Origin of the sequence: Marinactinospora rubrisoli, assembly GCF_042664915.1 — a bacterium.
Classification (GTDB): domain Bacteria; phylum Actinomycetota; class Actinomycetes; order Streptosporangiales; family Streptosporangiaceae; genus Marinitenerispora; species Marinitenerispora rubrisoli.
Window position 1 is genome coordinate 177,560 of record NZ_JBHTBH010000006.1, and the last position, 22,557, is coordinate 200,116.

At 73.2% G+C, this 22,557-nt stretch carries 19 protein-coding genes; 7 read left to right on the top strand and 12 right to left on the bottom strand.

What is annotated here, in order from left to right:
• Positions 1 to 993: 993 nt before the first annotated feature.
• Positions 994 to 2,217: an NAD(P)/FAD-dependent oxidoreductase gene (locus tag ACFQRF_RS14165; protein ID WP_379871545.1), complete on the top strand. Its 1,224-nt coding sequence runs from the start codon at positions 994 to 996 to the stop codon at positions 2,215 to 2,217.
• Positions 2,218 to 2,258: 41 nt separating this feature from the next.
• Here the strand turns inward: ACFQRF_RS14165 and ACFQRF_RS14170 are convergent, their stop codons facing one another.
• The gene (locus ACFQRF_RS14170; RefSeq protein ID WP_379871546.1) at positions 2,259 to 2,900 is read right to left on the bottom strand and encodes a DNA-3-methyladenine glycosylase I; all 642 of its coding nucleotides are present in this window, start codon (positions 2,898 to 2,900) and stop codon (positions 2,259 to 2,261) included.
• Positions 2,901 to 3,720: 820 nt separating this feature from the next.
• On the opposite strand from ACFQRF_RS14170, the gene ACFQRF_RS14175 reads away from it, so the two are divergent.
• Positions 3,721 to 4,602 carry an LLM class F420-dependent oxidoreductase gene (locus ACFQRF_RS14175; RefSeq protein ID WP_379871547.1) on the top strand — a complete coding sequence of 294 codons (882 nt, stop codon included), beginning with the start codon at positions 3,721 to 3,723 and terminating at the stop codon, positions 4,600 to 4,602.
• A 43-nt stretch (positions 4,603 to 4,645) separates the two neighbouring features.
• Here ACFQRF_RS14175 and ACFQRF_RS14180 read toward each other — a convergent pair whose 3' ends face one another.
• The 4 genes from ACFQRF_RS14180 to ACFQRF_RS14195 form a co-directional block, all read right to left on the bottom strand.
• Positions 4,646 to 5,596: a DUF1177 domain-containing protein gene (locus ACFQRF_RS14180; RefSeq protein WP_379871548.1), complete on the bottom strand. Its 951-nt coding sequence runs from the start codon at positions 5,594 to 5,596 to the stop codon at positions 4,646 to 4,648.
• A 116-nt stretch (positions 5,597 to 5,712) separates the two neighbouring features.
• Positions 5,713 to 6,360 carry an aspartate/glutamate racemase family protein gene (locus tag ACFQRF_RS14185; RefSeq protein ID WP_379871549.1) on the bottom strand — a complete coding sequence of 216 codons (648 nt, stop codon included), beginning with the start codon at positions 6,358 to 6,360 and terminating at the stop codon, positions 5,713 to 5,715.
• Complete coding sequence (locus ACFQRF_RS14190; RefSeq protein WP_379871550.1) at positions 6,357 to 7,064, bottom strand: AroM family protein; 708 nt, start codon at positions 7,062 to 7,064, stop codon at positions 6,357 to 6,359. Before ACFQRF_RS14190 ends, ACFQRF_RS14185 begins: the two co-directional genes overlap by 4 nt.
• 11 nt (positions 7,065 to 7,075) lie before the next feature.
• Entirely contained in the window at positions 7,076 to 8,725 is a 1,650-nt protein-coding gene (locus ACFQRF_RS14195; protein WP_379871551.1) for an OPT/YSL family transporter, read from the bottom strand.
• A gap of 210 nt (positions 8,726 to 8,935) precedes the next feature.
• On the opposite strand from ACFQRF_RS14195, the gene ACFQRF_RS14200 reads away from it, so the two are divergent.
• The 4 genes from ACFQRF_RS14200 (at position 8,936) to ACFQRF_RS14215 (ending at position 12,290) form a co-directional block, all read left to right on the top strand.
• Positions 8,936 to 9,772 (top strand): IclR family transcriptional regulator, encoded by an 837-nt coding sequence (locus ACFQRF_RS14200; RefSeq protein ID WP_379871552.1) that lies wholly within the window; start codon positions 8,936 to 8,938, stop codon positions 9,770 to 9,772.
• A 157-nt stretch (positions 9,773 to 9,929) separates the two neighbouring features.
• Complete coding sequence (locus ACFQRF_RS14205) at positions 9,930 to 10,193, top strand: hypothetical protein (RefSeq protein ID WP_379871553.1); 264 nt, start codon at positions 9,930 to 9,932, stop codon at positions 10,191 to 10,193.
• 84 nt (positions 10,194 to 10,277) lie between these two features.
• Complete coding sequence (locus ACFQRF_RS14210) at positions 10,278 to 10,658, top strand: hypothetical protein (protein WP_379871554.1); 381 nt, start codon at positions 10,278 to 10,280, stop codon at positions 10,656 to 10,658.
• A 660-nt stretch (positions 10,659 to 11,318) separates the two neighbouring features.
• Entirely contained in the window at positions 11,319 to 12,290 is a 972-nt protein-coding gene (locus ACFQRF_RS14215) for a LysR family transcriptional regulator (RefSeq protein ID WP_379871555.1), read from the top strand.
• Here the strand turns inward: ACFQRF_RS14215 and ACFQRF_RS14220 are convergent.
• The 7 genes from ACFQRF_RS14220 to ACFQRF_RS14250 form a co-directional block, all read right to left on the bottom strand.
• On the bottom strand, positions 12,246 to 13,175 hold the full coding sequence (locus ACFQRF_RS14220) for a formylglycine-generating enzyme family protein (RefSeq protein ID WP_379871556.1): 930 nt from the start codon (positions 13,173 to 13,175) through the stop codon (positions 12,246 to 12,248). The two genes, ACFQRF_RS14215 and ACFQRF_RS14220, sit on opposite strands and share 45 nt — an antisense overlap.
• Positions 13,168 to 15,528: an arylsulfatase gene (locus ACFQRF_RS14225; protein WP_379871557.1), complete on the bottom strand. Its 2,361-nt coding sequence runs from the start codon at positions 15,526 to 15,528 to the stop codon at positions 13,168 to 13,170. Before ACFQRF_RS14225 ends, ACFQRF_RS14220 begins: the two co-directional genes overlap by 8 nt.
• A 151-nt stretch (positions 15,529 to 15,679) precedes the next feature.
• Positions 15,680 to 16,597: an ABC transporter permease gene (locus tag ACFQRF_RS14230; RefSeq protein WP_379871558.1), complete on the bottom strand. Its 918-nt coding sequence runs from the start codon at positions 16,595 to 16,597 to the stop codon at positions 15,680 to 15,682.
• On the bottom strand, positions 16,590 to 17,792 hold the full coding sequence (locus ACFQRF_RS14235; RefSeq protein ID WP_379871559.1) for a quaternary amine ABC transporter ATP-binding protein: 1,203 nt from the start codon (positions 17,790 to 17,792) through the stop codon (positions 16,590 to 16,592). The genes ACFQRF_RS14230 and ACFQRF_RS14235 overlap by 8 nt, the downstream gene beginning before the upstream one ends.
• Positions 17,785 to 18,735 carry an ABC transporter substrate-binding protein gene (locus ACFQRF_RS14240; protein ID WP_379871560.1) on the bottom strand — a complete coding sequence of 317 codons (951 nt, stop codon included), beginning with the start codon at positions 18,733 to 18,735 and terminating at the stop codon, positions 17,785 to 17,787. Before ACFQRF_RS14240 ends, ACFQRF_RS14235 begins: the two co-directional genes overlap by 8 nt.
• 735 nt (positions 18,736 to 19,470) lie before the next feature.
• On the bottom strand, positions 19,471 to 19,992 hold the full coding sequence (locus tag ACFQRF_RS14245; protein ID WP_379871561.1) for a DUF4232 domain-containing protein: 522 nt from the start codon (positions 19,990 to 19,992) through the stop codon (positions 19,471 to 19,473).
• A gap of 261 nt (positions 19,993 to 20,253) precedes the next feature.
• Positions 20,254 to 21,303 (bottom strand): LacI family DNA-binding transcriptional regulator, encoded by a 1,050-nt coding sequence (locus tag ACFQRF_RS14250; RefSeq protein ID WP_379871562.1) that lies wholly within the window; start codon positions 21,301 to 21,303, stop codon positions 20,254 to 20,256.
• A gap of 69 nt (positions 21,304 to 21,372) precedes the next feature.
• Here ACFQRF_RS14250 and ACFQRF_RS14255 point away from each other — a divergent pair, with 69 nt between their 5' ends.
• Positions 21,373 to 22,515: an MFS transporter gene (locus ACFQRF_RS14255; RefSeq protein ID WP_379871563.1), complete on the top strand. Its 1,143-nt coding sequence runs from the start codon at positions 21,373 to 21,375 to the stop codon at positions 22,513 to 22,515.
• The last annotated feature ends 42 nt before the right edge of the window (positions 22,516 to 22,557 follow it).

The window sequence follows — 22,557 nt, forward strand, 5'->3', positions numbered from 1 at the left end:
CGCAGCGCCCGCGAGTCAGCGGCCGAAGGCCCCCCGGACGCCGCTCAGTACAGAGCAGACCCAAGACGGGACGCGCGTCGGCCGGGGCACTCCCCGATCCATCAGGCGCGGCCCGGTCCCAGTCACCAACTCCCTTGGCACCGTGCCCGAAACAGCAGGACGCGTCGCGCCGACCGTCCCGCAGTTCGCGCCCGGCCCGAGAGAACCGACCACCGAACCAGTGATCCGCCACGCTGGTCCTGACACCCGCTACCGGACGGGCGCGGAACCCGGCATCCCGCCGAACCTCCCCCGGCGACGGCAGCACCGTGGAACCACCCGCGCCGCCCACCGCAGCGCCCCCAAGTCAGCGACCGCAGAACCCCGGACGCCGCTCAGTACCCGGGCAGACCTCAGACGGGACCGCCGCGTCGGCCGGCGCGTCCCGGGCAGTCCCCGCGATCCATGGGGCGCGGCACGGTCCCAGCCACCGACTCCCCCGGCACCGTGCCCGCAACGGCGGAACGCGTCGCGCCGACCGCGCCGCCGTTCACGCCCGGCCCGAGAGAATCGACCGTCGAACCGGGGATCGGCAACACTGATCCTGACCCCCGCCACCCCACCGGACGGGCGCGGAACCCGGCATGCCGCCAATCAACTATCCGGGCGACAACAGCACCGTGGAACCACCCGCGCCGCCCCTAGGTCATTGGCCGAAGCCCCCCGGACGCCGCTCAGTACGCGGACAGAACCAAGACGAGACGCGCGTCGGCCGGGGCCGTCCCGGGCACGGCCCGGTCCCGGTCGCCGACTCCCCGGGCGTCGTGCCCGCGACGGCGAACACATCCCGCCCCCGCAGTCCGCGCCCGGCCCGAGAGAACCGACCATGGAACCGGGGATCGGCCACACTGATCCTGAGCCCACCACCCACCACCCACCACCGGACGGACGCGTACCGCGCCGGCTGCGGGTCGGCATCCCGCCGATCACCTCCCCCGGCGACGGCGGCGCCGTGTGACGACCGGCGCCGCCCACCGCGGCGCCACCGAGTCAGAAGCGGAGGACGACATGCAGTGCCTGGTCATCGGCGCCGGGGTCATGGGGGCCGCCACTGCGGCGGCCCTCGCCCGCCGCGGCGTCGGCGTCACCCTGGTCGAGGCCGAGCCGCGGGCCGCGTCCGGCACCTCTGGCACCAGCTTCGCCTGGGTCAACGCCAACCGGAAACCCCGCCCGGACTATCACGACCTCAACGCCGCCGGTGTGGCCGCGCACCACGAACTGGCCCGCCGGGCCCGTGATCACGGGCGCGACGCGGCATGGTTCCACCCCTTCGGCCACCTGGAGTGGGCGGTGGACCCGCGGCACCGTGCGGAGCTGCGCACGCGGGTCGGGCGATTGATGGAGCGCGGCTACCCGGTACGGTGGCTCACCCCGGCCGAGGCCCGCAGCCGCGAGCCGCGGCTGCGGGTCCCGGCGGACGCCGACGTCGCGCTGTTCCCGGAGGAGGCGCACTGCGACCCCGCCGCGCTGGCCGATGCGCTGCTGGCGGAGGCCGCCGCGCTGGGCGCGGACGTGCGGTTCGGCGCGCGGGCCGTCGGCCTCACCGAGCGGACGGACGGCGCGGAGGCGGTCCTGGCGTCGGGGGAACGCCTCCACGCCGACCGGGTGGTGTGCTGCGCGGGCAACGGCACCCCGGCGCTGCTGGCCGGGCTCGGCGCCACGGTGCCGATGGTCGCTCCGGCCCGCGGCAACGCCGCCATGGGACTGCTGGCGGTCACCGCTGCCACGGACTCGGGTGTGCGCGGCGTCGTCACGACCGACGAGGTCAACCTGCGGCCGTGGCCCGGCGGCCGGCTGCTCGTCCAGGCGCTGGAGCTGGACGCCGCCGCCGATCCGGACGCGGCCCCGGACCCGGCGCTCGGTGCGGCGTTCCACGATCGGCTCGCCGCCGTGCTCGCCGGAGGTCCGGCGCCCGGAATCGAGACCGTCGTCACCGGCCGCCGGGTGCTGCCGGCCGACGGGTTCACCGTCGCGGGGCCGCTGGACGGCCACCCGGCGGTTTACGTGCTGGTCAGCCACAGCGGCGTCACTCTGGCCCCGCTCCTCGGCGCGCTCGCGGCCGAGGAACTGGACACCGGCCGGCCCGCCGCGCTACTGGCGGGTTTCCGTCCCGGCCGCTTCGCCGCCGGAACGCCGTTCCCTCCGGTCACCGCCGCCCGTCGGCCCGGCGAGCAGTGAGAGCCCGGCGCGGCCGGGCCCGCCCCGGAGCCGCGCCGGCCTCACGGCCGGGCGCCCGCCGTGGGCCACACGCCCGAGCTGCCACGCCGGTGGCTGTCCACCAGATGGGTGTCGACGATGCCGACGGCCTCCATCAGCGCGAACATGGTGGTGGGGCCGGTGAACGTGAAACCCTTGGCGCGCAGCGCCTTGGACAGCGCGGCCGACTCCGCGGAACGGGTGGGGATCTCCGCGGCCGTCCGCGGCTCGGGGGTCTTCTCCGGCTGGAACGACCAGACGAACGCGACCAGACCGCCCTCCTGACGCAGCGCCACGGTGGCCCGGGCGTTGCCGATGGTCGCGCGGATCTTCTGCTCGTTCCGCACGATGCCGGCGTCGGCCATGAGGCGCCGCACGTCGTCCTCGGTGTAGGCGGCCACGGTGTCGGGGTCGAAGTCGTGGAAGGCCGCCCGGAAGGCGGGACGCTTGCGCAGGATGGTGGCCCACGACAGCCCGGCCTGGAACGCCTCCAGGCTGATGCGCTCGAACATGCCCCGCTCGTCGCGGACCGGCATGCCCCACTCGGTGTCGTAGTACTCGCGCAGCAGCGGATCGGCCGCCGCCCACTGCGGGCGGGCCAGGCCGTCCTCGCACACGACCGCCCCGTTCGCGGCGGCGGGGGTCTGCTGCTTCTCGGGGCTCATGAGGGGCTGCTCCTGCGGTGACGTGCGGCAACGGGGGGTACATCCGAGGGTAGCCTCCGTGGCGGCCACCCGCGCCCGGCGTGCGCCGCCTGATCCGAAGGGCGGTGGCGGCATGGTCGCCTCGCCCGTTCGTGGCCGGGACGGTGGTCACGGCCGCCACATTGCTCGCCCCGTTCAGCCCGGCCGCCCCGCGCCTCGATGGCGATGCGACCATGCCGGGCACCGACGAGCGGCCGGCCGGGCGTCCGGCCGGCCGGACGGCGCAGCGGAACGACGACGTGCGGGCGACCATCCCGGTCCCCTCCGCTTTCGCCCGGGACCCCGGGGTCTGGTACATCGCATCCAGCGGCGGCGACCCCGAGGTGGGGTACCGGCCGACCGATCCGATCTACGCGCTCCGCGTGTGGTCGCGGCCGGCCAACGGCCTCAGCGCGACCCAGGCGGCGGACGACCGGTTCTGCATCTGGGACTCCCACACGCGTATCGAGGGCGAGGAGGGTGAGGTGGGGACGACGGACGCCACGGGCGCGCGGCCGCCGAGCCGTGGGCGCACTTCCGCCACGACCCGCGACCGACGGCGCCGCCCCAGGGGTCGATGCCGTCGGCGGAGTGCTGCGGGCGGACCGGGAACCGGCGGCTCGGCGCCGTCGGAGGTCGCCAGGACACCGTGACGCGCCCGTGGCCGGTACAGGGCGCGGCGGGTGCCCCGGCGGTAGTGTGCGGAGACGGCGGGCATGACGCGGCGCGGCGGGCGCGTGCGGTCGTCCCGGGACGGGCGCGTCGACGTCCTGCTCCTTGTTCCATCGGCTGGGAGGCGGACATGCGGCTGGGCATCCACATCATGGGCTTCGACCACCCGCAGGGGCCGGGCGCCCTGGGCGGCGAACTGGCGGCGGCCGGCGCCGCCGCCGAAGCGGCCGGGGTGGGCTGGCTCTCGGTGATGGACCATTACTTCCAGATGGAGATGGCCGGCGGCCCCGAGAGCGCCATGCTGGAGGCGTACACGACCCTGGGCCACCTCGCCGCCCACACCTCCACCGTGCGGCTCGGCGCGCTGGTCACCGGCGTCACCTACCGCTACCCCGGCCTGCTGGCCAAGATCGTCACCACCCTCGACGTCCTCTCCGGCGGCCGGGCCACCCTCGGCATCGGGGCGGCGTGGTACGAACGCGAGCACACCGGGCTGGGCATCCCGTTCCCGCCGACGGCCGAGCGGTTCGAGCGCCTGGAGGAGACGCTGCGGATCTGCCGGCAGATGTGGGACCCACGGGAGAACGGCCCGTTCGAGGGCCGGTACTACCGGCTGGCCGAGACCCGCTGCGTACCGCCGCCGGTCAGCACCCCGCACCCGGAGATCATGATCGGCGGGGCCGGGGAGAAGAAGACCCTCCGGCTCGTCGCCCAATACGCGGACGCCTGCAACCTGGTCGTCGGCACCCCCACCGAACTCCGCCACAAGCTCGACGTCCTGCGCCGCCACTGCGACGACGTCGGCCGGGACCATGCGGAGATCCGCAGGACGGCCCTCTACACCGGGGACACCCTCCGCGACGGCGACCTCGACGGCTTCACCACCGTCATGGCCGAGTACGCGGCGGCCGGCATCGAGACGGTCATCGTGTCCGCCGCCGCCCACGAGGCGGCCAGGTGGATCGAGGACACCGCCGCACCCGCCGTGCGGCGGCTGGCCGAGCTGGGCTGAGGGACCCGCACGCGGCGGCGCCCGCCCACCGCACCGGCCCGGCTCAGCCGGCGTGCGCGGTCGCCGTGCCCCGGAGGTGCGACATGCTCCCGTAGAGTTCGCGCAGGCGGCCCACCTCGTCGGCGTCGACGAACCGGGCGATGCCCCGGCCGAAGTCCTTGGCGGTCTCGATGACGAACCGGACGGCGGTCTCCACACTGCCCAGGTCCGTGGCGCCGGTCGCGGAGCCGGCCACGGCGGTCTCGGTGACGATGGCGACGCCCACCACCGGGGCGGTCGTCGCGGTGGACGGCTGCAGGATCGAGTTCACGTGGTACACGCCGTTGCCGTAGGGGGTGATGTCCTGCATCGTCAGCGGCATCACGACCGGCGGGCGGCCCGTCGTCCGGGACACGACGTCGAGCAGCGACTCGGGAACGCGCACGATCCAGCCGTCGACGACCGTCGGCGTGATCGCGATGCCGTGGTGGTTGCAGACCCGGTTGCCCTTGGTGGTGTCGACCGACAGGATCGCGTCCATGCCGGCGAGGACCTCGTGCTCGTTGCTGACGTGCTGGTCCACGACCGAGCTCATGAAGGGAACGGGGTCGTGTGGGCGGGTCGGCGCGTCCGGGTCGATGTGCGTCGCCAGGACGACGTCGCCCGGCAGGACGTCGCCGCGGCGCCGCATGTCCAGGAGTTTCGCGGCGGCCGCGACCGTGGTCAGTGCGCCGTCGCCGTCGCTGACGAAGCCGATCTGCTCGGGCCGGGCGCCCAGGCCGCCCAGCCGGCCGATGATGCCCAGGGTGGGCGCCGTTCCCCCGGCGGTGGCCCCCTCCACGCCGGGGACGGTCACGCGGACGAAGTCGGTCGAGCCCTGCTCGCCGGTGACCGTCTCGACCGCGATCTCCGCCGCGCTCGCCCCGTGGGCGCGCAGGTACTCCGCCACGGCGGCACCGTCGGCCGCCGGGGTGTCGAGCAGGTCGTAGGCCCCGATGACGTGGCTCCAGGACATGGGTGTTCCCCTTCCATAGGTCGGTGGGTCGCCGTCCGCGCGCGGGCGCGTCGTGGTTCGCGGCGGACGGCGGTCGGGCGTCCCTCGCGGGGACGGTGGCGCGGCCGGTCGCGGCCTCAGCGTGCCGCGGCGGCCAGGGCGGCCTCCGCGCCGGCGCGGACCGCGTCGACCACCGGGACGTCGATCCGCCCGGCCAGCTCGGCGGCCAGGCCGATGGTGCTCATCCCGGTGCAGGCGAACATGATGGTCCCCGCCCCCATCTCCACCAGGCGGCCGGCGGCCCGGACCGATGCCTCGACGCCCGCGCGGCCGAGCAGGTCGTGGGTCCTCGTCACGCCCTCGGGCACGAGCGCGGCGACCCGGCGGTCGCCGAGCACGGACGCGACCGATTCCGGGGTCCGGGGGGTGAGGTCCAGGACGCCCACCCGCTCGCCGAGTTCCAGTGCGCGCCGGGCGGCGGCCGACCCGGCGCCGATGACGGGGACGCGGACGCGTTCGCGGGCCCGCGCGAGTCCGGGGTCGGCGGCGCAACTGATGAGCAGGGCGTCCACCGCGTCCTCGCGCTCCATCCGCGCGGCGAGGTCGGCGACCTTGACGGAGGCGCGGGCGAAGGTCGCGTCGTCGTGGACCCCGTCCGGCTGGCCGGGTATGCACCGCGAGACGGTGTCCACGTCCGCCCCGTACTCGGCCCGGATGAGGTCGCCGTGGGCGTTCAGGTAGGCGTCGTCGTCGGTGGTGACGACCCGGATGACTCCGATCCTCACGACGCCACCGCCGTCGCGGCCCGCAGCGAGTCCAGGACCTCCGAAGCGATGCGGACGCAGACCGAGCGCGCCAGCACGACCGGCAGCCCCGACTCGGCGGCGACCTGCGCGCGCATCGCCTCGCTGTAGCCCACGCAGTCCAGGGCGAGGACGTCGGCGCCCGCTTCGGCGAGCCTGCGCGCGGCGCCGGCCAGGTCGGTGCGCGACCCGGTGTAGGGCGAGCACACGTCCGTGATCACCCGGGAGCCGGCCGGCAGCCGCCGGGCGAACTTCGCGACCGTGTCCGCCTGCTGTTCGGGCAGCGGGCAGATGACGCCGACGCACCCGCCGTCGCCGGTCAGGGCGGCGGCACCGAAAGCGATCATCCGGTCCGGGACGAACAGCGGCTTGGTGTGCGCCGGCTCGGGGAAGCTTCCGGTGCAGGCCAGCAGCACCGCGTCGGTCTCCCGCTCGACCTCGGCGAGCAGCCCGGGCAGCCGCTCGACCACGAGGGACTCGCCGATGACGACGGCGGACCCGTCCGCGAGCCGGGTGGTGAGCGCGTGCTCGCCGGAGCGCGGCCCCCGCGCCGCGATGTCGGCGGCCGTCATGCCGTCGAGCACGCCGCGTTCGACGAGGTCGATCCCCGGGAGCAGGGCGGCGATCTCCGGCGTCAGGTCGGGACGCGGCGCCTGGCCGATGGTGATGATGCCGAGTCGTGTCATGGTTCCTCCGGTCAGCGGCTGAAGATGGTGCCCACGGAGTGCACGGAGTCGCCGGCGATGAGACCGGCGCCGACCAGCGAGATCTCCTGCTCGCCCTTCGCGCCGCGGCGGCGCTCCCACACGAGGCGGATCGCGAGCCCGGCGAGCACGAGCCACCCCGCGTTCGGCGTCGCCACGAGGAGGCCGGTGGCGAGCAGGACGCCCATCTGGCGGCGGGGGCCGCCGAGCAGCTGCACGAGGGCGCCGGGGATGGCCCACAGGGCCATCTGGACGAGGACCGATGTGTCGGTCAGGCCCGCCTTGATGGTGTCGGCGTAGACGGCGGCCGTCGGCGGGAGGGCGCCGTCCTCGAAGAGCCCTTCCCACAGCAGCGCGACCATGCCGATGGCGACGGCGAAGCCGATCATGGAGGAGAAGAGCTGCTGGCGGCGCCCGTCGAGTTCGAAGGCGGTGTAGGGGCGGCGGTCGCGGCGCAGGATCCACCCGGCCTTGAAGTCGTAGCCCATGTCGGCGAAGGCCGGGCCGGTGGCGGCGCAGTACCCGACCAGCAGGGCCAGCGGCACGGCCGGGATGTCCATGGCCAGGCCGAGGATGAGGAAGATCAGGGTGACGGCGAACGCGGGGAACCAGCCCGCGTGCATGGCGGCCAGCCCGACGATCAGCTCGTGGACGAGGGCGGCGACCCCTGCGAAGAGGACGAAGCCGATGATGCCCCACCAGCTCATTTCCGCCCAGACGCCGCCGGTGACGGCGAGGACGAGGGCGCCCAGGACGAACAGCACGTAGCCCGAGGTCAGCGTCCGGCCCAGCCGTCTGCGGCTCACCGTGTAGGCGAGTGAGGGGTCCTGCTCCGCGGCCCGCGCCCGCCTGGCCTCCCGGTCGGCCTCCCGCCGGCTCTGCCGCCCGGCCAAAATGACGGCGATCTGGCCGAGGGCGACCACACCGGCGCCGATCATGACACCGTGCGGTACGTAGAGCTCGCTGAGATCGGTGCCGATGACGGCCGGTGCGTACTGCGAGACGAGCAGCCCGACGGCGAACATCAGCAGCGCCCAGATGTTGCCGATCATCGCGATGCCAGCGGCGGACATGGGCATCCCGAGGAAGGACGCGCCGACCCCGAACACGCCGCTGCCGAGCAGCAGGGCCGCTTGCTTGCCGCCCCGGTCGCCCGCCTTGATGGTCTCGGCCGCCGCGACGCCCGGAGGCCACGCGGCGTCCGCGGGCAGGAACCGGGAGCCGAACGCGCGGTACAGGACGAACACGTCGATGAGCAGGCCCAGGGAGGCGCCCAGGAGCATCGGCCACACCAGGTCGGACCGGCCGAAGAGGAACGGGATGGCGATCGGGGTGAGGAGGGAGTTGGCCGCGGAGAACGTCGCGCCGGAGATCGACGACTGGATGAGGTTCTGCCGGTTGGTGTTGCGGAAGGCGCGCAGCCCCAGTATCCCGACCCGGCCGATGAGCATGGCGATGACCGCGCCGATGACGCTCGTGTTCGGGGAGACGCCCAGCGTCGTGATCATGTGGATGCCGATGATGGCGCCGAGCAGGCTCACCAGGACGGTGACGACCACGACGAGGGGCTCGAACGCGCCCGGATGCCGTTCGGTATCCGGGCTCTGGGGTTCGGTCGCCGAACCACGAACGGACGGTTCCATGTCTGTCCTTGGGGAGGGGCCGTGTCCACGGCGGGCGGATCGTTGCTGGTGAGAGGCCGGGGAACGCGGGCCGCCGCGTCCGGGCACGCTGCCCAGGCTGCATTCCGGTAGTCCGGGACGGCAACTGTTTCCCACTATCTGGGAGTTAAGATCGGATTTCAATCCAGAAGTTAACTTCTGGGGACATTCTGGACACCGTAGGGAGTGGCCATGACCACCGGCTCTCACGACGGACCCGGCCCGCTGCAGACCGTCGACCGTGCCCTCGACGTGCTCCTCAGCTTCGACGAGTTCCGCTCCAGCTGGGGTGTGCTCGAACTCGCCGCGGAGTTCGGGCTGTCGAAGTCGACCGCGCAGCGGCTGCTCGCGTCCCTGGCGGGCAAGGGCTTCCTGCGCGCCGACCCCGACACCCGGCGCTACAGCATGGGACCGGCCGTGTGGCGCATCGCCGCCCTGTGGGAACGGTCCGGCGGACTCTCCGCCCTCGCGGAGCCGACGCTCGCCGACCTCGCCCGGCGCAGCGGCCGCACCGCCCTGTTCTGCGTGCCCGACGGAGCCCATGTCCGCTGCATCGCGGCGGTCAGCGGCACGGAGGGACCGCGACGGTCGCACCCGTTCGTCGACGAGCTCTACCCGGCCCACGTCGGCGCCACCTCCCGGGCGCACTTCGCCTTCCTCGAACCGGCCGAACGCCGCGCTCTGCTGGCCGGCCGCCCCTCCGCCCGCTACTCCGAACTCACCCCCTACGACGAGCACGAGGTGGAGGCCCTCTTCGACGAGACCCTGGCCAAGGGGTACGCGCTCTCCCAGGGAGAGTACGACGCCTCGTCCCGCGCCCTCGCCGTGCCCGTCTTCGGTGGCCGCCGCCCGGCCGGCTCGGTGACCCTGGTCGAGAACAAGCACTGCGCACACGGCGACGAACTGCTGGACCACCTGCCCACGCTGCTCTCCTCCGCCGACGAGATCACCGGCCTGCTGTCGAATCGCCGCCCGCCCGCTCCCACGCGCACCTGGCGGCGTGGGCACCGTGCTCCGCACTCCGGCTGACGCCCGGCCGAAAACGACCGCCCCGCCGAATCCCCGGGCACCGGAAGCGGCCGGCCGCGGCGTCCGCGCCGACCCGCGCCTTTCGTGTTCCTGAACCGCGCAGGAGGTCCGGTTGACGTGGTCAGGGTCAGTGGCCCCCTGTCACCAAGGAGGTCACATGATCAGCAAGCTCTCCGACATCGGGATCACCTCGACCATGGCCTACACGGCGGGAGCCGCCTCCATCGGGCTCAGCATCCTGTCCTGGATCGCCTCCACCCGCGCCGAGTCCACCGAGCGCGCCGACCGGTGGGGCATCTTCGTGGGCGAATGGGCCCCGACCTTCTTCGCCTTGGGGGTCGCCCTGCGGCTGGAGGAGAAGGCGGATCGCAGGGGCCGGTCGTGGACGTGCCCGCCCCGGGCCTTCCGCATCCGCCGGTAGTGCCGCCGAGCCGCCTTCCGCGCGGCGCGGGCGGGCGGTTGTAGGGTTCGTCGGAACCCGTCCCGGCCGGCAGGAGCGACGAACATGGCGAAGGTTCTGACGATCGGTCTGCACCCGAGTGCGATCGACTACGACAGGTATCCGGGGCTGGACGAGGCGACACTGACCGCGCGGATCGAGCAGGGGAACGCGGCGCTGCGCGGCGCGGGCATCGACGCGGAGACGTGCCTGGTCGGCACCGACCCGGTGGCGGCCGAGCGGACCGTGCGCGAACGGCTGTCCACGGGCGGCTTCGGCATCGCCATGATCGGCGGCGGCATCCGGATGGACCCCGAGCACACCCTGCTCTTCGAGCGGCTGGTCAACGTCCTGACCGAGGCGGCACCCGGAATCCGGTTGTGTTTCAACACCTCCCCGGAGACGACGATCGACGCCATCCGCCGCTGGGCGCCCGCGTCCGGCTGACGGCGCGGGCGCTTGTGCGCCTCCCGCTCGACCGCGAGGACCGCGCCCCCGGATGCGCGTGCGAGGACGGAGGCGATCGTGTCGGACGTGCTGAGCCGCCCGGCATGAACCGCCGCTGCGGGTACCGGACTCCCCACTGCCGGCTCCCATCGTCGCCGCGTGCGCGTCGACCCGGCCGATTCGACGACGCCGGCCGCTTAAACGTCGCGGCTGGGCGTGCGCCCCCGCACCATCACGCGGGCCTTCCGGTCGGCGTCCGGACTCGGCCAGTGGCCGGCCACGGCGCGCGCTGCGCCCGCACGGCGTGCAGCCCGCCGAAGTGGCCGAACGAGGTCGGGTACCACCTCGCAGGCCGCGCTACGCCGATACCGCGTCGCGCTTGCGGCCGGCCGACTGCACGCGGCGGCCCGCCCAAGGAAGGGGTCACCCCGAAACGGTGCGGACCGTGTTCGGTCCGCGCGGCCGGATCGTCATCGCTCCCACGCCGGGGTACCCGCTGATGCTCCCATCGGCGGGTATCACGGCGCGGGACCGGCCGAGTGACGCCGCCCCCCGGCCGCCTACCCTGCTACATGGCGCCCGGAGGGTGCCGGCCGCCGCGCGGTGCGCGTCCGGCGGACGGCGAGCGGCCGCCGCTGCCCCCAACCGTAGGAAGGTCATGTGGAGCGCAAGCACCTGGAGTACTTTCTCGCGATCGCGAACCACGGGAGTTTCACCAGCGCCGCCAGCTCGCTGCGGATCGCCCAGCCGTCGCTCTCCTACGCCATCAGCGTCCTGGAGCGGGAGATGGGGTCGCCGCTCTTCCGCCGCGTCGGCCGCGGGGTGGTGCTGACCCCGCTGGGTGAGGCGTTGCTCGCGCCCGCCCGGCAGGTGATCAACGACTTCGCGCTCGTGCGGACGGCGGCCCGGCAGGTGCTCGGGCTCGTCACGGGACGGCTCGACATCGTGGCGACCACCACCCTGGCCGTCGATCCGCTCGCGTCGTTCGTCGGGGCCTTCCGACGCCGGCACCCCGGGGTGACGTTCAACATCGTGGACGCGGAGAGCACCGCCGCCGTCGTCGACGTCGTCCGGCGCGGCCGGTGCGAGGTGGGCCTCACCGAGCACGGCACCGCCGCGGCCGGGATGCGCCTGCTCGACCTGCCGGAACAGGACCTGCTGGCGGTGTTCCCGCCGGCCGCTGCGGTGCCCGGCGACCCGCTCCGGCTGGAGGAGCTCGCCGGGCTCGACTTCGTCACCACTCCGAGCGGCACCAGCACCAGGAGCGCCCTCGACAGCGCACTGGACCTCGCGGGGGCCGCGCCGCGGATCGCCGTCGAGACCACCCACCGCGCGGCGATCGTGCCGCTGGTGCTGGGCGGCGCCGGGGCGGCGCTGCTGCCGCGCAGGCTCGCCTGGGAGGCCGGCCGGCTGGGCGCCGTGGTGGTGCCGCTCGCTCCGCCGCTGACCCGCCGCGGCGTCCTCGTCTGGCCGCCGGGCGCGCTCTCGCCGACGGCCCAGGCGTTCATCGACCTCGTGCGGGCCTGGCCCCATGACGGCGGCGAACCGGAAGCGGTCCGGGACCCGGACCCGGACCCGGGGGAGGGCCTACCCGTCGCGGGCGCAGCGGAAGCCGGCGTTCCCCATCGATGAATCGGGGGCGAGCCCCTGCCGCGCGCTGACCCGGTACCGGCGGCAGTAGGACGCGTGGCAGAGGTAGGAGCCGCCCCGCAGGCTACGGCGGGTATCCGCCGCCGGGCCGTGGTGACCGCCCGGCGAGAAGCGGTCGCGGCACCATTCCCACACGTTCCCGGTCATGTTGTGCAGCCCGAAGCCGTTCGGCGGGAACGCCCCCACGGGGCAGGTGCCGTACCAGCCGTCGTCGCGGGTGTTCTCCCGGGGGAACGTCCCCTGCCACACGTTCATCCGGTGCTCGCCGTGCGGCTCGCGCTCGTCGCCCCACGGGTAGGCGCGTCCCGCGAGCCCGCCACGGGCCGCGAACTCCCACTCGGCCTCGGTGGGCAGCCGCAGGCCCGCCCAGGCGCAGTACGCTTCGGCGTCGTTCCAGGACACGTGGACGACGGGATGGTCGGCGAGGCCGTCCAGGTCCGACCCCGGCCCGGCCGGGTGGCGCCAGTCCGCGTTCTCGACCTGACGCCACCAGGGCGCCGCCGCCACGCCGCGGGTGGGCGGGAAGTCGTCGGGAAGCAGCCCGGCGAAGACGAACGACCATCCGAACCGTTCGGCCTCCGTGCGGTGCCCGGTGGCGTCGGCGAACGCGGCGAACTCCGCGTTCGTCACCGCCGTCGGGCTGATCCAGAAGGGGCCGACCTCGACCCGCCGGACCGGCCCCTCCCCGTCCTCCGGGTAGGCGAACTCGTCGGTGCTGCCCATGAGGAAGTCGCCACCGGGGATGCGGACCAGCCCGCCGGTGCCGCCCGCGCCGGGGGCGCGCGCGACCACGGTCTCCTGGAGCCGCACGCCCCGCGCCCCGGCCGATGGGACACAGCACCCGCCGCGCCGGTGGTGCTCAGTCATGGGCGGCCCGGAACCGTGCGCGTGCTTCCTCGCTCTGGACGTCGCTGCACAGGTCGTCGGCGAGATCGAGGCGCACCCACCGCAGCCGCCCGGTGAACCGGTTGTCGGCGACGGGATAGTCGTCCGTCACCGGGGAGGCGCGGTCGACCCCGATGTCGAAGGTCTCGTCGAAGGCGAAGTAGTAGGGGATGGTGGCGGCCAGCCGTCCGGTGGCGACCTCCGCTCCGTCGACCGACAGCGTGACGGTTCCGCCCTGGCCTACTCCCCCACCGTCGTAGCCGAACTCCAGCCGCACCTCGTGCGGCCCGGCCGCCAGAGCGTCGCCGCCGGACACCTTGTCCACCCGCAGGCCGAAGTAGTTGTAGGCGTAGGCGGGCCGTCCCCGGTGCAGGTACAGGGACCAGCCGCCGAAGCGGCCGCCCTGGGCCACGATCACGCCGTCGCCGCCGCCGACGGGAACGTCGACGCCGGCCGTGATCGTGTGCGAGCGGTTCTTCACGTTCGGCGCGGTCTCCTCGGTCAGGCGCAGCCCGGGGCCGTGGAACGTCACCGTCCGGCGGTCGCCGTGCAGGTCCAGCCGGCCCGCCTCCTTGGGGTTCTCCCGCTCGGTCATCCGGTCGTCCAGCGGGAACACGTTGTACCTGGCGGCCTCGACGAGGAAGAGCTGCTGAAGCTGGCGCAGCCGGCCGGGGTGCTCGGCGGAGACGTCGTGCGCCTGGGACCAGTCCACGTTGGTGTCGTACAGCTCCCAGACGTCGTCGTCGAAGTAGCGGCGCCCGGTCTGCACCATCTCCCACGGGGTGCCGTGCCGGGTGACCGCCAGCCAGCCCTCGTGGTAGATGCCGCGGTTGCCGACCATCTCGAAGTACTGCAGCCGCCGGCGGTCCGGCGCCCCGGCGTCGTTGAAGCTGTACAGCATGCTGGTGCCCTCGACGGCCTGCTGGGCGATGCCGTCCACCATGGCGGGCGCGGGGATGCCGGCGGCTTCGAGGATGGTGGGCAGCACGTCGATCACGTGGTGGTACTGGTGGCGGATCCCGCCGCGCTCGCCGATCCCGTTCGGCCAGTGCACCACCATGCCGTCGCGGGTCCCCCCGAGGTGCGAGGCGACCTGCTTGGTCCACGGGTAGGGCGTGTTCATCGCGAGAGCCCACCCGACCGGGTAGTGGGCGTGGGTCGTGGCGTCGCCGAGGGCGTCGGCGTGGGCGTTGATGAACTCCGCGGAGTCGGGGATGCCGCTGGCGAAGCGGTGCTCGTTGAGCGTGCCGCCCAGACCGCCCTCGGCCGAGGCCCCGTTGTCCCCGAGGACGTAGACGAACAGCGTGTCGTCCAGGGCCCCGGCCGCGCTCAGCGCGTCGACCAGCCGTCCCACCTGGACGTCGGTGTGCTCGGCGAACCCGGCGTACAGTTCCATCAGCGACGCCGCCGCCCGCCGCTCGGCCGCGGAGAGTTCGTCCCAGTGCGGTACGCCCTCCGCCCACGGTGCCAGCTCGGCGTCCTCCGGCACGACGCCGAGCTCCTTCTGGCGCCGCAGGGTGATCTCCCGCTGGCGGTCCCACCCGTGGTCGAACCTGCCCCGGTACCTGTCCCGGTACTCCCGGGGCACGTGGTAGGGGGCGTGCGTGGCGCCGAACGGCAGGTAGAGGAAGAAGGGCGTGCCGGGGCTGAGGCTGCGCTGGTCGGTCACCCACGCGATCGCCCGGTCGACGAGGTCCTCGGAGAGGTGGTAGCCCTCCTCCGGCCGCCGCTCGGGCTCGACCGGCGTGGTCCCGTCGAACAGCACGGGATACCAGTGGTTCATCTCCGCGCACAGGAAGCCGTAGAACTTCTCGAACCCCTCCCCGGTGGGCCAGCGGTCGAAGGGGCCGACCGGGCTCACCTCGCGCGCGGGCGTCTGGTGCCACTTGCCGAACGCGGCCGTGTTGTAGCCGTTGGCGCGCAGGATCTGGGCCAGAGTCGCGGCGCTGCGCGGCCGGATGCCGCAGTACCCGGGTGCCGCGCTCGCCATCTCGGTCGTGACGCCCATCCCCACCGAGTGGTGGTTGCGGCCGGTGAGCAGCGCCTGCCGGGTGGGCGAGCACAGCGAGGTGACGTGGAAGCGCGTGTACCGGAGGCCGCCCGCGGCGAGCCGGTCGGCGGCGGCCATCCGGCACGGCCCGCCGAACGTGCTGGGCGCGCCGAAGCCCATGTCGTCAAGGAGGACGAGCACGACGTTGGGGGCGTCCTTCGGTGGCCGCAGCGGTTCGGGAGGGGTGTGCGGCGGGTCCTGGTCGCGCACGTCGATCGACGTCACCGGCTGGCGCGGCCGGTCCCCGATCGGCAGGTGGTGCCGGTTGACGTGCGGTTCGGTCATCGAGGCTCCCCTTCTGGCCGCGCGCCGGTGGCGGCGCGCCCGGCCTTGCGTGGTCGGCGGTTGCTCGGGCGGGTGCTCGTTCCTCGCCGTCACCGGGCGGGCGACGGCACGGCCGTCCCGGGCCGGGACGGTGCCGGGACGGGGGCGGCCGTCAGACGGCGGCGTGCTCGGGTTCCCGGGAGGGCTCGTCGTCCTGCCGCCGCCGGAGCCGTGCCTCCAGGGCGGCGCGCAGGCGCCGGCCCACCGTTCGCGATCCGCCGAAGGCGCCCGTGACCCGGTCGAGGAAGATGGCGAGGACGACGACGGCGATGCCTCCCTCGAACGCGAGGCCGATGTTGAACTGGGTGACGCCGCTCACGACGACTCCGCCGAGTCCTTCCGCCCCGACCATGCCGGCGACGACCACCATGGACAGCGCGAGCATGATCACCTGGTTGACGCCCGCCATGATGGACGGCAGCGCCAGCGGGAGCTGGACCTCGCGGAGCACCTGCCCGGGGCGGGGACCGAACGCCCGGGCCGCCTCCACGATCTCGGCGTCCACCTGGCGAATGCCGAGTTCGGTGAGGCGGACGGCCGGCGGTATCGCGAACACGGTGGTGGCGACGATGCCCGGGACGACCCCGATGCCGAAGAAGAAGACCGAGGGCACGAGGTAGACGAACACCGGCAGGGTCTGCATGAAGTCGAGGACCGGCCGGACGCAGACGCTCACCCGCGCGCTGTTCGCGGCGAGGACCCCGATCGGAACGCCGACCAGGACCGAGATGGCGGCGGCCATGATGACGACCGCGAGGGTCTCCAGGGTCTCCGTCCACAGCCGCATGCCGTCGACGAGCAGGAACGCGAGCACGGTGAACACCGTCAGGACCACGCTGCGGGTGGCCACGGCGGCCACGAGGCCGAAGACCGCGATGAGGACGAACGGCAGCGGTGTGGCGATCGCCGTGTAGACGGCGTTCACGGCCCACAGCAGTACCGCGGAGAGGCCGTCGAAGAAGCCGCCGGCGTTGTCCACCAGCCACTGCAGCGCCGACTCGATGACCGTGCCGACCGGAATCCTAGGCATGTGCGTTCACGTCCTCGGGGGCGGAGGCGATGGCGTCCAGGACACGGGCCCGGGGCGCGACGCCGACCAGGTGCTTGTCGCGGTCCACGACCGCGAGCGGCACGGCGTGCCCGCCCGTGAGATGGCAGAACTCGACCAGCGGGGTGTCGTCGGGGACCGCGGTGTAGTCGTCGCTGAGGCAGTCGCGCAGGTCGGCGGCGCGTTCCGCGACGGCCCGGGACAGCAGCTCGGGGGTGGCGACACCGGCGATCTCGCCGTCAGGGGCGGTGACGTAGACGCCCTGGCCGCGCGAGTCCGCCACCCGGGCCAGCACGGCGGCGGGATCCTCGTCCACGGTGGCGGTGACCCACGCGGGCTGCATGACGGTGCCCGCGGTGAGGACACGGGTGCGGTCGACGTCGGACACGAAGTCGTGCACGTAGCCGTCCGCCGGCCGCGAGATGATGTCGGGCCCGGTGCCGAGCTGGACGATCCGGCCGTCGCGCATCACCATGATGCGGTCGCCGAGGCGCATCGCCTCGTTGAGGTCGTGCGTGACGAAGATGATGGTCTTGCGGAAGTCCCGTTGCAGTTCGAGCAGTTGCTCCTGCATGGCGCGGCGGGTGAGCGGGTCGAGCGCGCTGAACGGTTCGTCCATGATGAGGACGTCGGGGTCCGTGGTCAGGGCGCGGGCCAGCCCGACGCGCTGCTGCATGCCCCCGCTGAACTCGTCGGGGTAGGCGTCCCCCCGCCGGCCGAGCCCCACCTGCTCCAGGGCACGGTCCGCACGCCGCAGGCGTTCGCGTCTGGGCATGCCGCGCGCTTTCAGCCCGTAGGCGGCGTTCTCCCGCACCGTGCGATGCGGGAAGAGCGCGAAGTGCTGGAAGACCATGCCGATCCGCTGGTTCCGCAGTTCGCGGAGCTGCCGCGGCGTCATGGCGCCGACGTCGGTCCCGTCGTACACGACGTTCCCGGCGGTCGGCGTCACCAGCCGGTTGATCATCCGGATGACCGTGGACTTCCCCGAACCGGACAGGCCCATGATCACGAAGAGTTCCCCGCGCTCCACCGAGAAGGAGACGTCGTCGACGGCGAGCACGCCGCCGGCTTCGCGCACCGCGCGGGCACGGTCCCCGTCGGCCCCGGCTCCGAGTGCGCGGCGGGCCCGCGACGGGGAGAGGTCGAATACCTTGGTGAGATGGCGGGCCTCAAGCACCGGGAACCTCCGCGGGCTCGCCGTCCACGGTCTCGACGCCTTCCAGCCACGTACCGACCGTGTCGGGGTTGTCCGCGATCCAGGCGCGGGCGACGTCATCCGCCGGGGTGTTCTCCTGGCTGACCGCGTACACCCAGTCGGAGGCGGTCTCGCCGTCCACCGTCATCTGCGAGAGCAGCCGCGCCACGTTGGGATTGTCGGCCTCGAAGTTCTCGCGGGTGGCGACCCGGATCTCCCCCGCGCCCGGCCAGGCTTCCTCGGGGTCGTCGAGGTAGACGAGGTCCCATTCGACGTTCATCCAGTGCGGTTCCCAGGCGAGGAAGACGACCGGCTGCTCGGCGGCGACACGCTGTTCGACCTCGGCGAGCATGGCCGGGGTGCTCGATTCGACGAGGTTCCAGTCGCCGAGGCCGTAGGCGTCGCCGTCGATGGCGTTCTGGATGCTCTGGTTCCCGGGCGTCCCGGCCTCGATTCCGAGGATCTCGTTGCCGAACTCGGCCGCGTTGGGTGCCAGGTCGGCGAGTGAGGTCACGTCGAGCCGTTCGGCGACGTAGCGGGGGACGGCGGGTTCGAAGGACGATCCCGTGACGAGCGTGCCGAGGACCTCCACGCTGCCCGCGTCGATGTACTCGGCGAAGACGTCCTCCTGGCTCGGCCACCAGTTGCCGAGGTAGGCGTCGGCCTCGCCGGTGCTCAGCGCCTGGGCGCCGAGCGGAACGGAGAGTTCTTCGACGCTGACGTCGTATCCGAGTTCGGTCAGGAGCCTGCCGACGATCGCGTTCTCGACCATCAGGTCCTCCCACGGCTGCTCCACCAGTGTGATCTCGGTGTCGCTCCCGGCGGCGGCTCCGAACCCTCCCTCGGGCTCGCTGCACGCGGCGACGGTCAGTGCGCTGAGCGCCGCGAGGGACGTTGCCAGAACGCGGCGTGGTCGCAGGTACATGGGTGGGACCTCTCTGGACAGTCGGGCGACTGTGAATTTTTCTTGTTTAGGACACTTTCTCAAGGGTAGGAATTGTCGTTTTCACCCCCGGAAATCGTGGTCCAATTCACAGTTGTCGCGGAATTAACTCCCGCAACCAACAACACATCGCCCGATACTGCTTGAGGGGACCACCGAATTCAATAGTCGGTTAAATGTAATGTATATCAATACTTATTGTAAACTATAGAAGTTTTCTATATGGAAATCCGCGGGCCATTGAAATGCCGTACATCATCGCCCTCGCACGATGCTCCGCGCCGTATCACCAGGCCCGGGAGAGCGGCGCCGCAACGGGTTCCGCCTGGAGCGACAGGATGGCCGAAGCGGCGGAGCGCCGCGGGCGACCGCCCACGGCTCGGGCGGCTCGGCAGGGTGCCCTCGTTCGCCGTCAGCACCGGCGCGATGTCCTCCAGCACGAAATGCCGCCGCTCAGGCCCACCTCTTTCGCGCGCCACACGAGTTCGGGCGGCAACCGCGGCGAACGGCCGCATTCCGCGGTGAAGTGGAGCGCCCCGGGAAATCGGAAGGTAAATGCGCGGGGGAATCCCCGGCCGCGCGCGTGAATTGTTCTTCGACGGCCAGGCGCCGAGGTCGTCGGACGCCCTCGCCGTCCCGCCGTCCTTCGACATGAGCCGGCCGGGCGCGGCACCCGTGCGCGCGCCCGGCCGGTCAGTGAGCGGCGGCTCGGCCCGTTCAGGCGCCGGCCGGGGTGATCGCGGAGATCCGGGGCGCGCCCAGGTCCGGGTTGGCGCACACGCGGTCCCGGCCGTCGGTGGGCACGTACACCGTCTCGTCGTCGTTCACGAAGGACAGGTACGCGCCCCCGACCTCGGTCGGCTCGCACTCGGCCGCATTGAAGTTCTCCGGGTTGGGGCGGGTGATGGTCACTCTGGCCTCGTCCCCGGGGAAGAGGCCGAACGGAGTGACGGCGTCGCCGTCCTGCTCGGCGGTGCCGCCGATCCGGTCGCCCTGGTCGTCTCCCCAGTACATCTGGGCCAGTTCCCCGTACATCACGCACGCTTCGTCGGCGTACGGGTTCTGCGGCGGCAGCTTCACGATGAGGAGGTCGATGTAGACGTTGCCGGCCGCGCCCTCGCGGTTCAGCTCGACGACCCGCACGTCGGCCGCGGTACAGTCCGCGACGCTCATGGTCCCGACCGCGGACGTGTCGTCGGCGAAGGCCGCCGGGGCCGCCATGGTCAGGGCGGAGGCCACCGTGGCTCCGATAGCGAGTCCCTGAGTAGCGCGAATACCCATCAACTTTGACATTTCAGACATATCCCTTTCAAAACTGCGGCGCGGGCGTGTGATGCCTCATTGGGACGTCGAAGTCTTCAGGGCGGTTCACGGACGAACCGGAGATCGATCAAAAAATCGGACCGCCGAATCCGTCTCGCAACGGCGGAATGCGGCCGGAATGAGCGCCGGCACCACAGAACGGGCACGCGCGCCGGCCGGACCGGCGCGAACGGCCCGTCAGCGCTGCTCGCGCGACCGTGCACCCCGCCGCACGCTCCACGGGACGCCGCCGCCCGCGGATTCCTCCGTGTCGCCCCCGACGACGATCCGGGCGCAGCGCCGCCCCTGTTCGCGGAGCGGGTTGGTCACCGACCACATGCCGAGTTCCAGCGCGGGCCGGGAACCGTCCCAGCCGGTGTAGGCGGCGTCCGGGTGGGTGGTGTGCAGCGCTTCGTAGGCGCCGAGGGCGAGTTCGTCGCTCATGGCGATGACCAGGGCGTCGGCGGGCAGCCTGGGGGCGAGGCGGCGGGCCAGCGCGGCGCCCTCGCTCCTGGTGTTCCTCGGCGCGATGGCGACGAGCGTGTCGGCCCAGGCCCGCCCGCTGGCTTCGATCGCGTCGCGGTAGCCGCGCAGCCGTGCGGCCGTCACGGGGAAGGGCACGTCCGGGGAGAGATCCGCGCCGGTGGTGACGGCATCGTGGCGCGACCGGTCGGCGGGGAAGGAGAGCACGGCCGGAACGCGGTCCTCCTCCCCGAGAGCCTGGCTGACCACCGCGAAGGCCGCCCGGTAGTCGTCCTGCGTGACACAGGCGATGCCGGCGCGCCGCGGCCCGCCCTGGATGACCGCCGGGCGCGGGTCGGCTCCGACCGCCTCCAGCACCGGGTCGTCCTCGGCCGTGGTCCACAGCACGTATCCGTCGACCGCCGCGGACAGGACCCGGTCGACGTCCGCGGTGTCGCCGCGCGTGGGAATGAGCGTGACGCCGAAGACCTCCGCCACGCACACCTCGGCCACACCGGCCAGGAACTGGGCCGCCTGCGGGTCGTCGAAGGCGTAGGACAGATGCTCGCCGAAGACGACGCCGAGCTGCTGGGTGCGCCCGGACCGTAGCGCCCGGCCCACGGCGTCGGGCCGGTACCCCAGGTCCGCCGCCGCCTCGCGCACGAGCTCCCGGGTGGCCGGTGCGACCCGGTCCGGTCTGCTGAAGGTGTAGGACGCGGTCATCGGCGACACCCCGGCCCGGTTCGCCACGTCCTTCAGCGTCGCGCGTCTGCGATTGCTTGCCACAGACCGACCCTATCTGTGTATCGTTACACAATGCCGGTATCGCACGCGCGCTCAGCGCCTCCCCGGAACGTGACGCCGTACCTGGCGTTCGCGGGTCTGGGCGTCTTCTGGGGAATCTGGGGCGCCACGCTCCCCCTGCTGCGGAGTCAGGCCGGGGTGACCGACGGCGAGTTCGGCACCGCCCTGCTGTTCGTCGGCGCGGGAGCGCTGCCCGCGATGCTCGTCAGCGGGAGGCTCATCGACGTCCTCGGCCTCCGGGTGGCGGGCGCGATGCTCGCGATCCTGGGGCTGTCGGGCGTGGTCGTGGCCGGCGCGGCGGCCGACTTCGCCACACTGTGCGCGGCCATCTTCCTGGTCGGCGCCGCCTCCGGGGCCACCGACGTCGCGATCAACGCGCTCGCCGCGACCGTCGAGCGGAACACGGGGCGCCCGGTCGTGTCCAGGTCGCACGCGGCGTTCTCGCTCACCGTCGCCGCGGTGAGCCTGGGAGCGGGCGGCCTCGGCACCCTCACCGAGAACCTGTTCGTCAACTTCACCGCGGGCGCCGTGGCCAGCCTGGTACTGGCGTACACCGTCCACGCGTGGGCCGGCGGCCGCCCGGCGCCCTCGGAGTCCCCGAAGGAGAGCGCCGCCCCGGGCCCACTGGCGCTCAGCGTCGTCCCGCTGCTGGCGGTGGGCGTCATCGGGGCCCTGGCGTTCGCCTCCGAGAACGCCTACCAGTCGTGGGGCGCGGTGCTGCTCACCGACGAGTACCTCGCCATCCCGGCCGTGGCCTCGCTGGCGCCTGCGGCGTTCGCGGCCCTGGCCGCGCTGACACGCTTCCTCGCGGCCGAGACCGCCCGGACCCGGCCGATGACGACCGTGGTCCTGGGTGCGGTGCTGGCGACCGTCGGCGGCGTGGTCGTCGTGGCCGCGCCCTCCCTGTGGACGGCGATGCTCGGCATCGCGGCGGCGGCCGTGGGGACCGCCGTCCTCTTCCCGACCCTGGTGTCCTACGGGCTGCGGTCCGTTCCGGAGCGGTCCCGGGGACGCGCGACGTCCGCGATCACCTCGGTGGCCTACCTCGGCTTCCTGCTCAGTCCCGCCTACGTCGGCTTCCTCGCGGACGCCTCCAGCGTGCGAGAGGCGTTCCTGGGAGTCGCGGCCCTCACCACGGCGCTGGTCGCCCTCGTTCCGGTGCTGCCGACGCTGCGCCGCAGAAACCTGCTGTGAACCGCCGGAGCCGCCCGCGACGCGGCTTCGGCCGATGCCAAG

Coding starts and splice junctions, on each gene's coding strand:
- ACFQRF_RS14170 (WP_379871546.1), bottom strand. CDS start 2,900: ATGAGCCCCGAGAAGCAGCAGACCCCCGCCGCCGCGAACGGGGCGGTC.
- ACFQRF_RS14175 (WP_379871547.1), top strand. CDS start 3,721: ATGCGGCTGGGCATCCACATCATGGGCTTCGACCACCCGCAGGGGCCG.
- ACFQRF_RS14180 (WP_379871548.1), bottom strand. CDS start 5,596: ATGTCCTGGAGCCACGTCATCGGGGCCTACGACCTGCTCGACACCCCG.
- ACFQRF_RS14190 (WP_379871550.1), bottom strand. CDS start 7,064: ATGACACGACTCGGCATCATCACCATCGGCCAGGCGCCGCGTCCCGAC.
- ACFQRF_RS14195 (WP_379871551.1), bottom strand. CDS start 8,725: ATGGAACCGTCCGTTCGTGGTTCGGCGACCGAACCCCAGAGCCCGGAT.
- ACFQRF_RS14200 (WP_379871552.1), top strand. CDS start 8,936: ATGACCACCGGCTCTCACGACGGACCCGGCCCGCTGCAGACCGTCGAC.
- ACFQRF_RS14205 (WP_379871553.1), top strand. CDS start 9,930: ATGATCAGCAAGCTCTCCGACATCGGGATCACCTCGACCATGGCCTAC.
- ACFQRF_RS14210 (WP_379871554.1), top strand. CDS start 10,278: ATGGCGAAGGTTCTGACGATCGGTCTGCACCCGAGTGCGATCGACTAC.
- ACFQRF_RS14220 (WP_379871556.1), bottom strand. CDS start 13,175: ATGACTGAGCACCACCGGCGCGGCGGGTGCTGTGTCCCATCGGCCGGG.
- ACFQRF_RS14225 (WP_379871557.1), bottom strand. CDS start 15,528: ATGACCGAACCGCACGTCAACCGGCACCACCTGCCGATCGGGGACCGG.
- ACFQRF_RS14230 (WP_379871558.1), bottom strand. CDS start 16,597: ATGCCTAGGATTCCGGTCGGCACGGTCATCGAGTCGGCGCTGCAGTGG.
- ACFQRF_RS14240 (WP_379871560.1), bottom strand. CDS start 18,735: ATGTACCTGCGACCACGCCGCGTTCTGGCAACGTCCCTCGCGGCGCTC.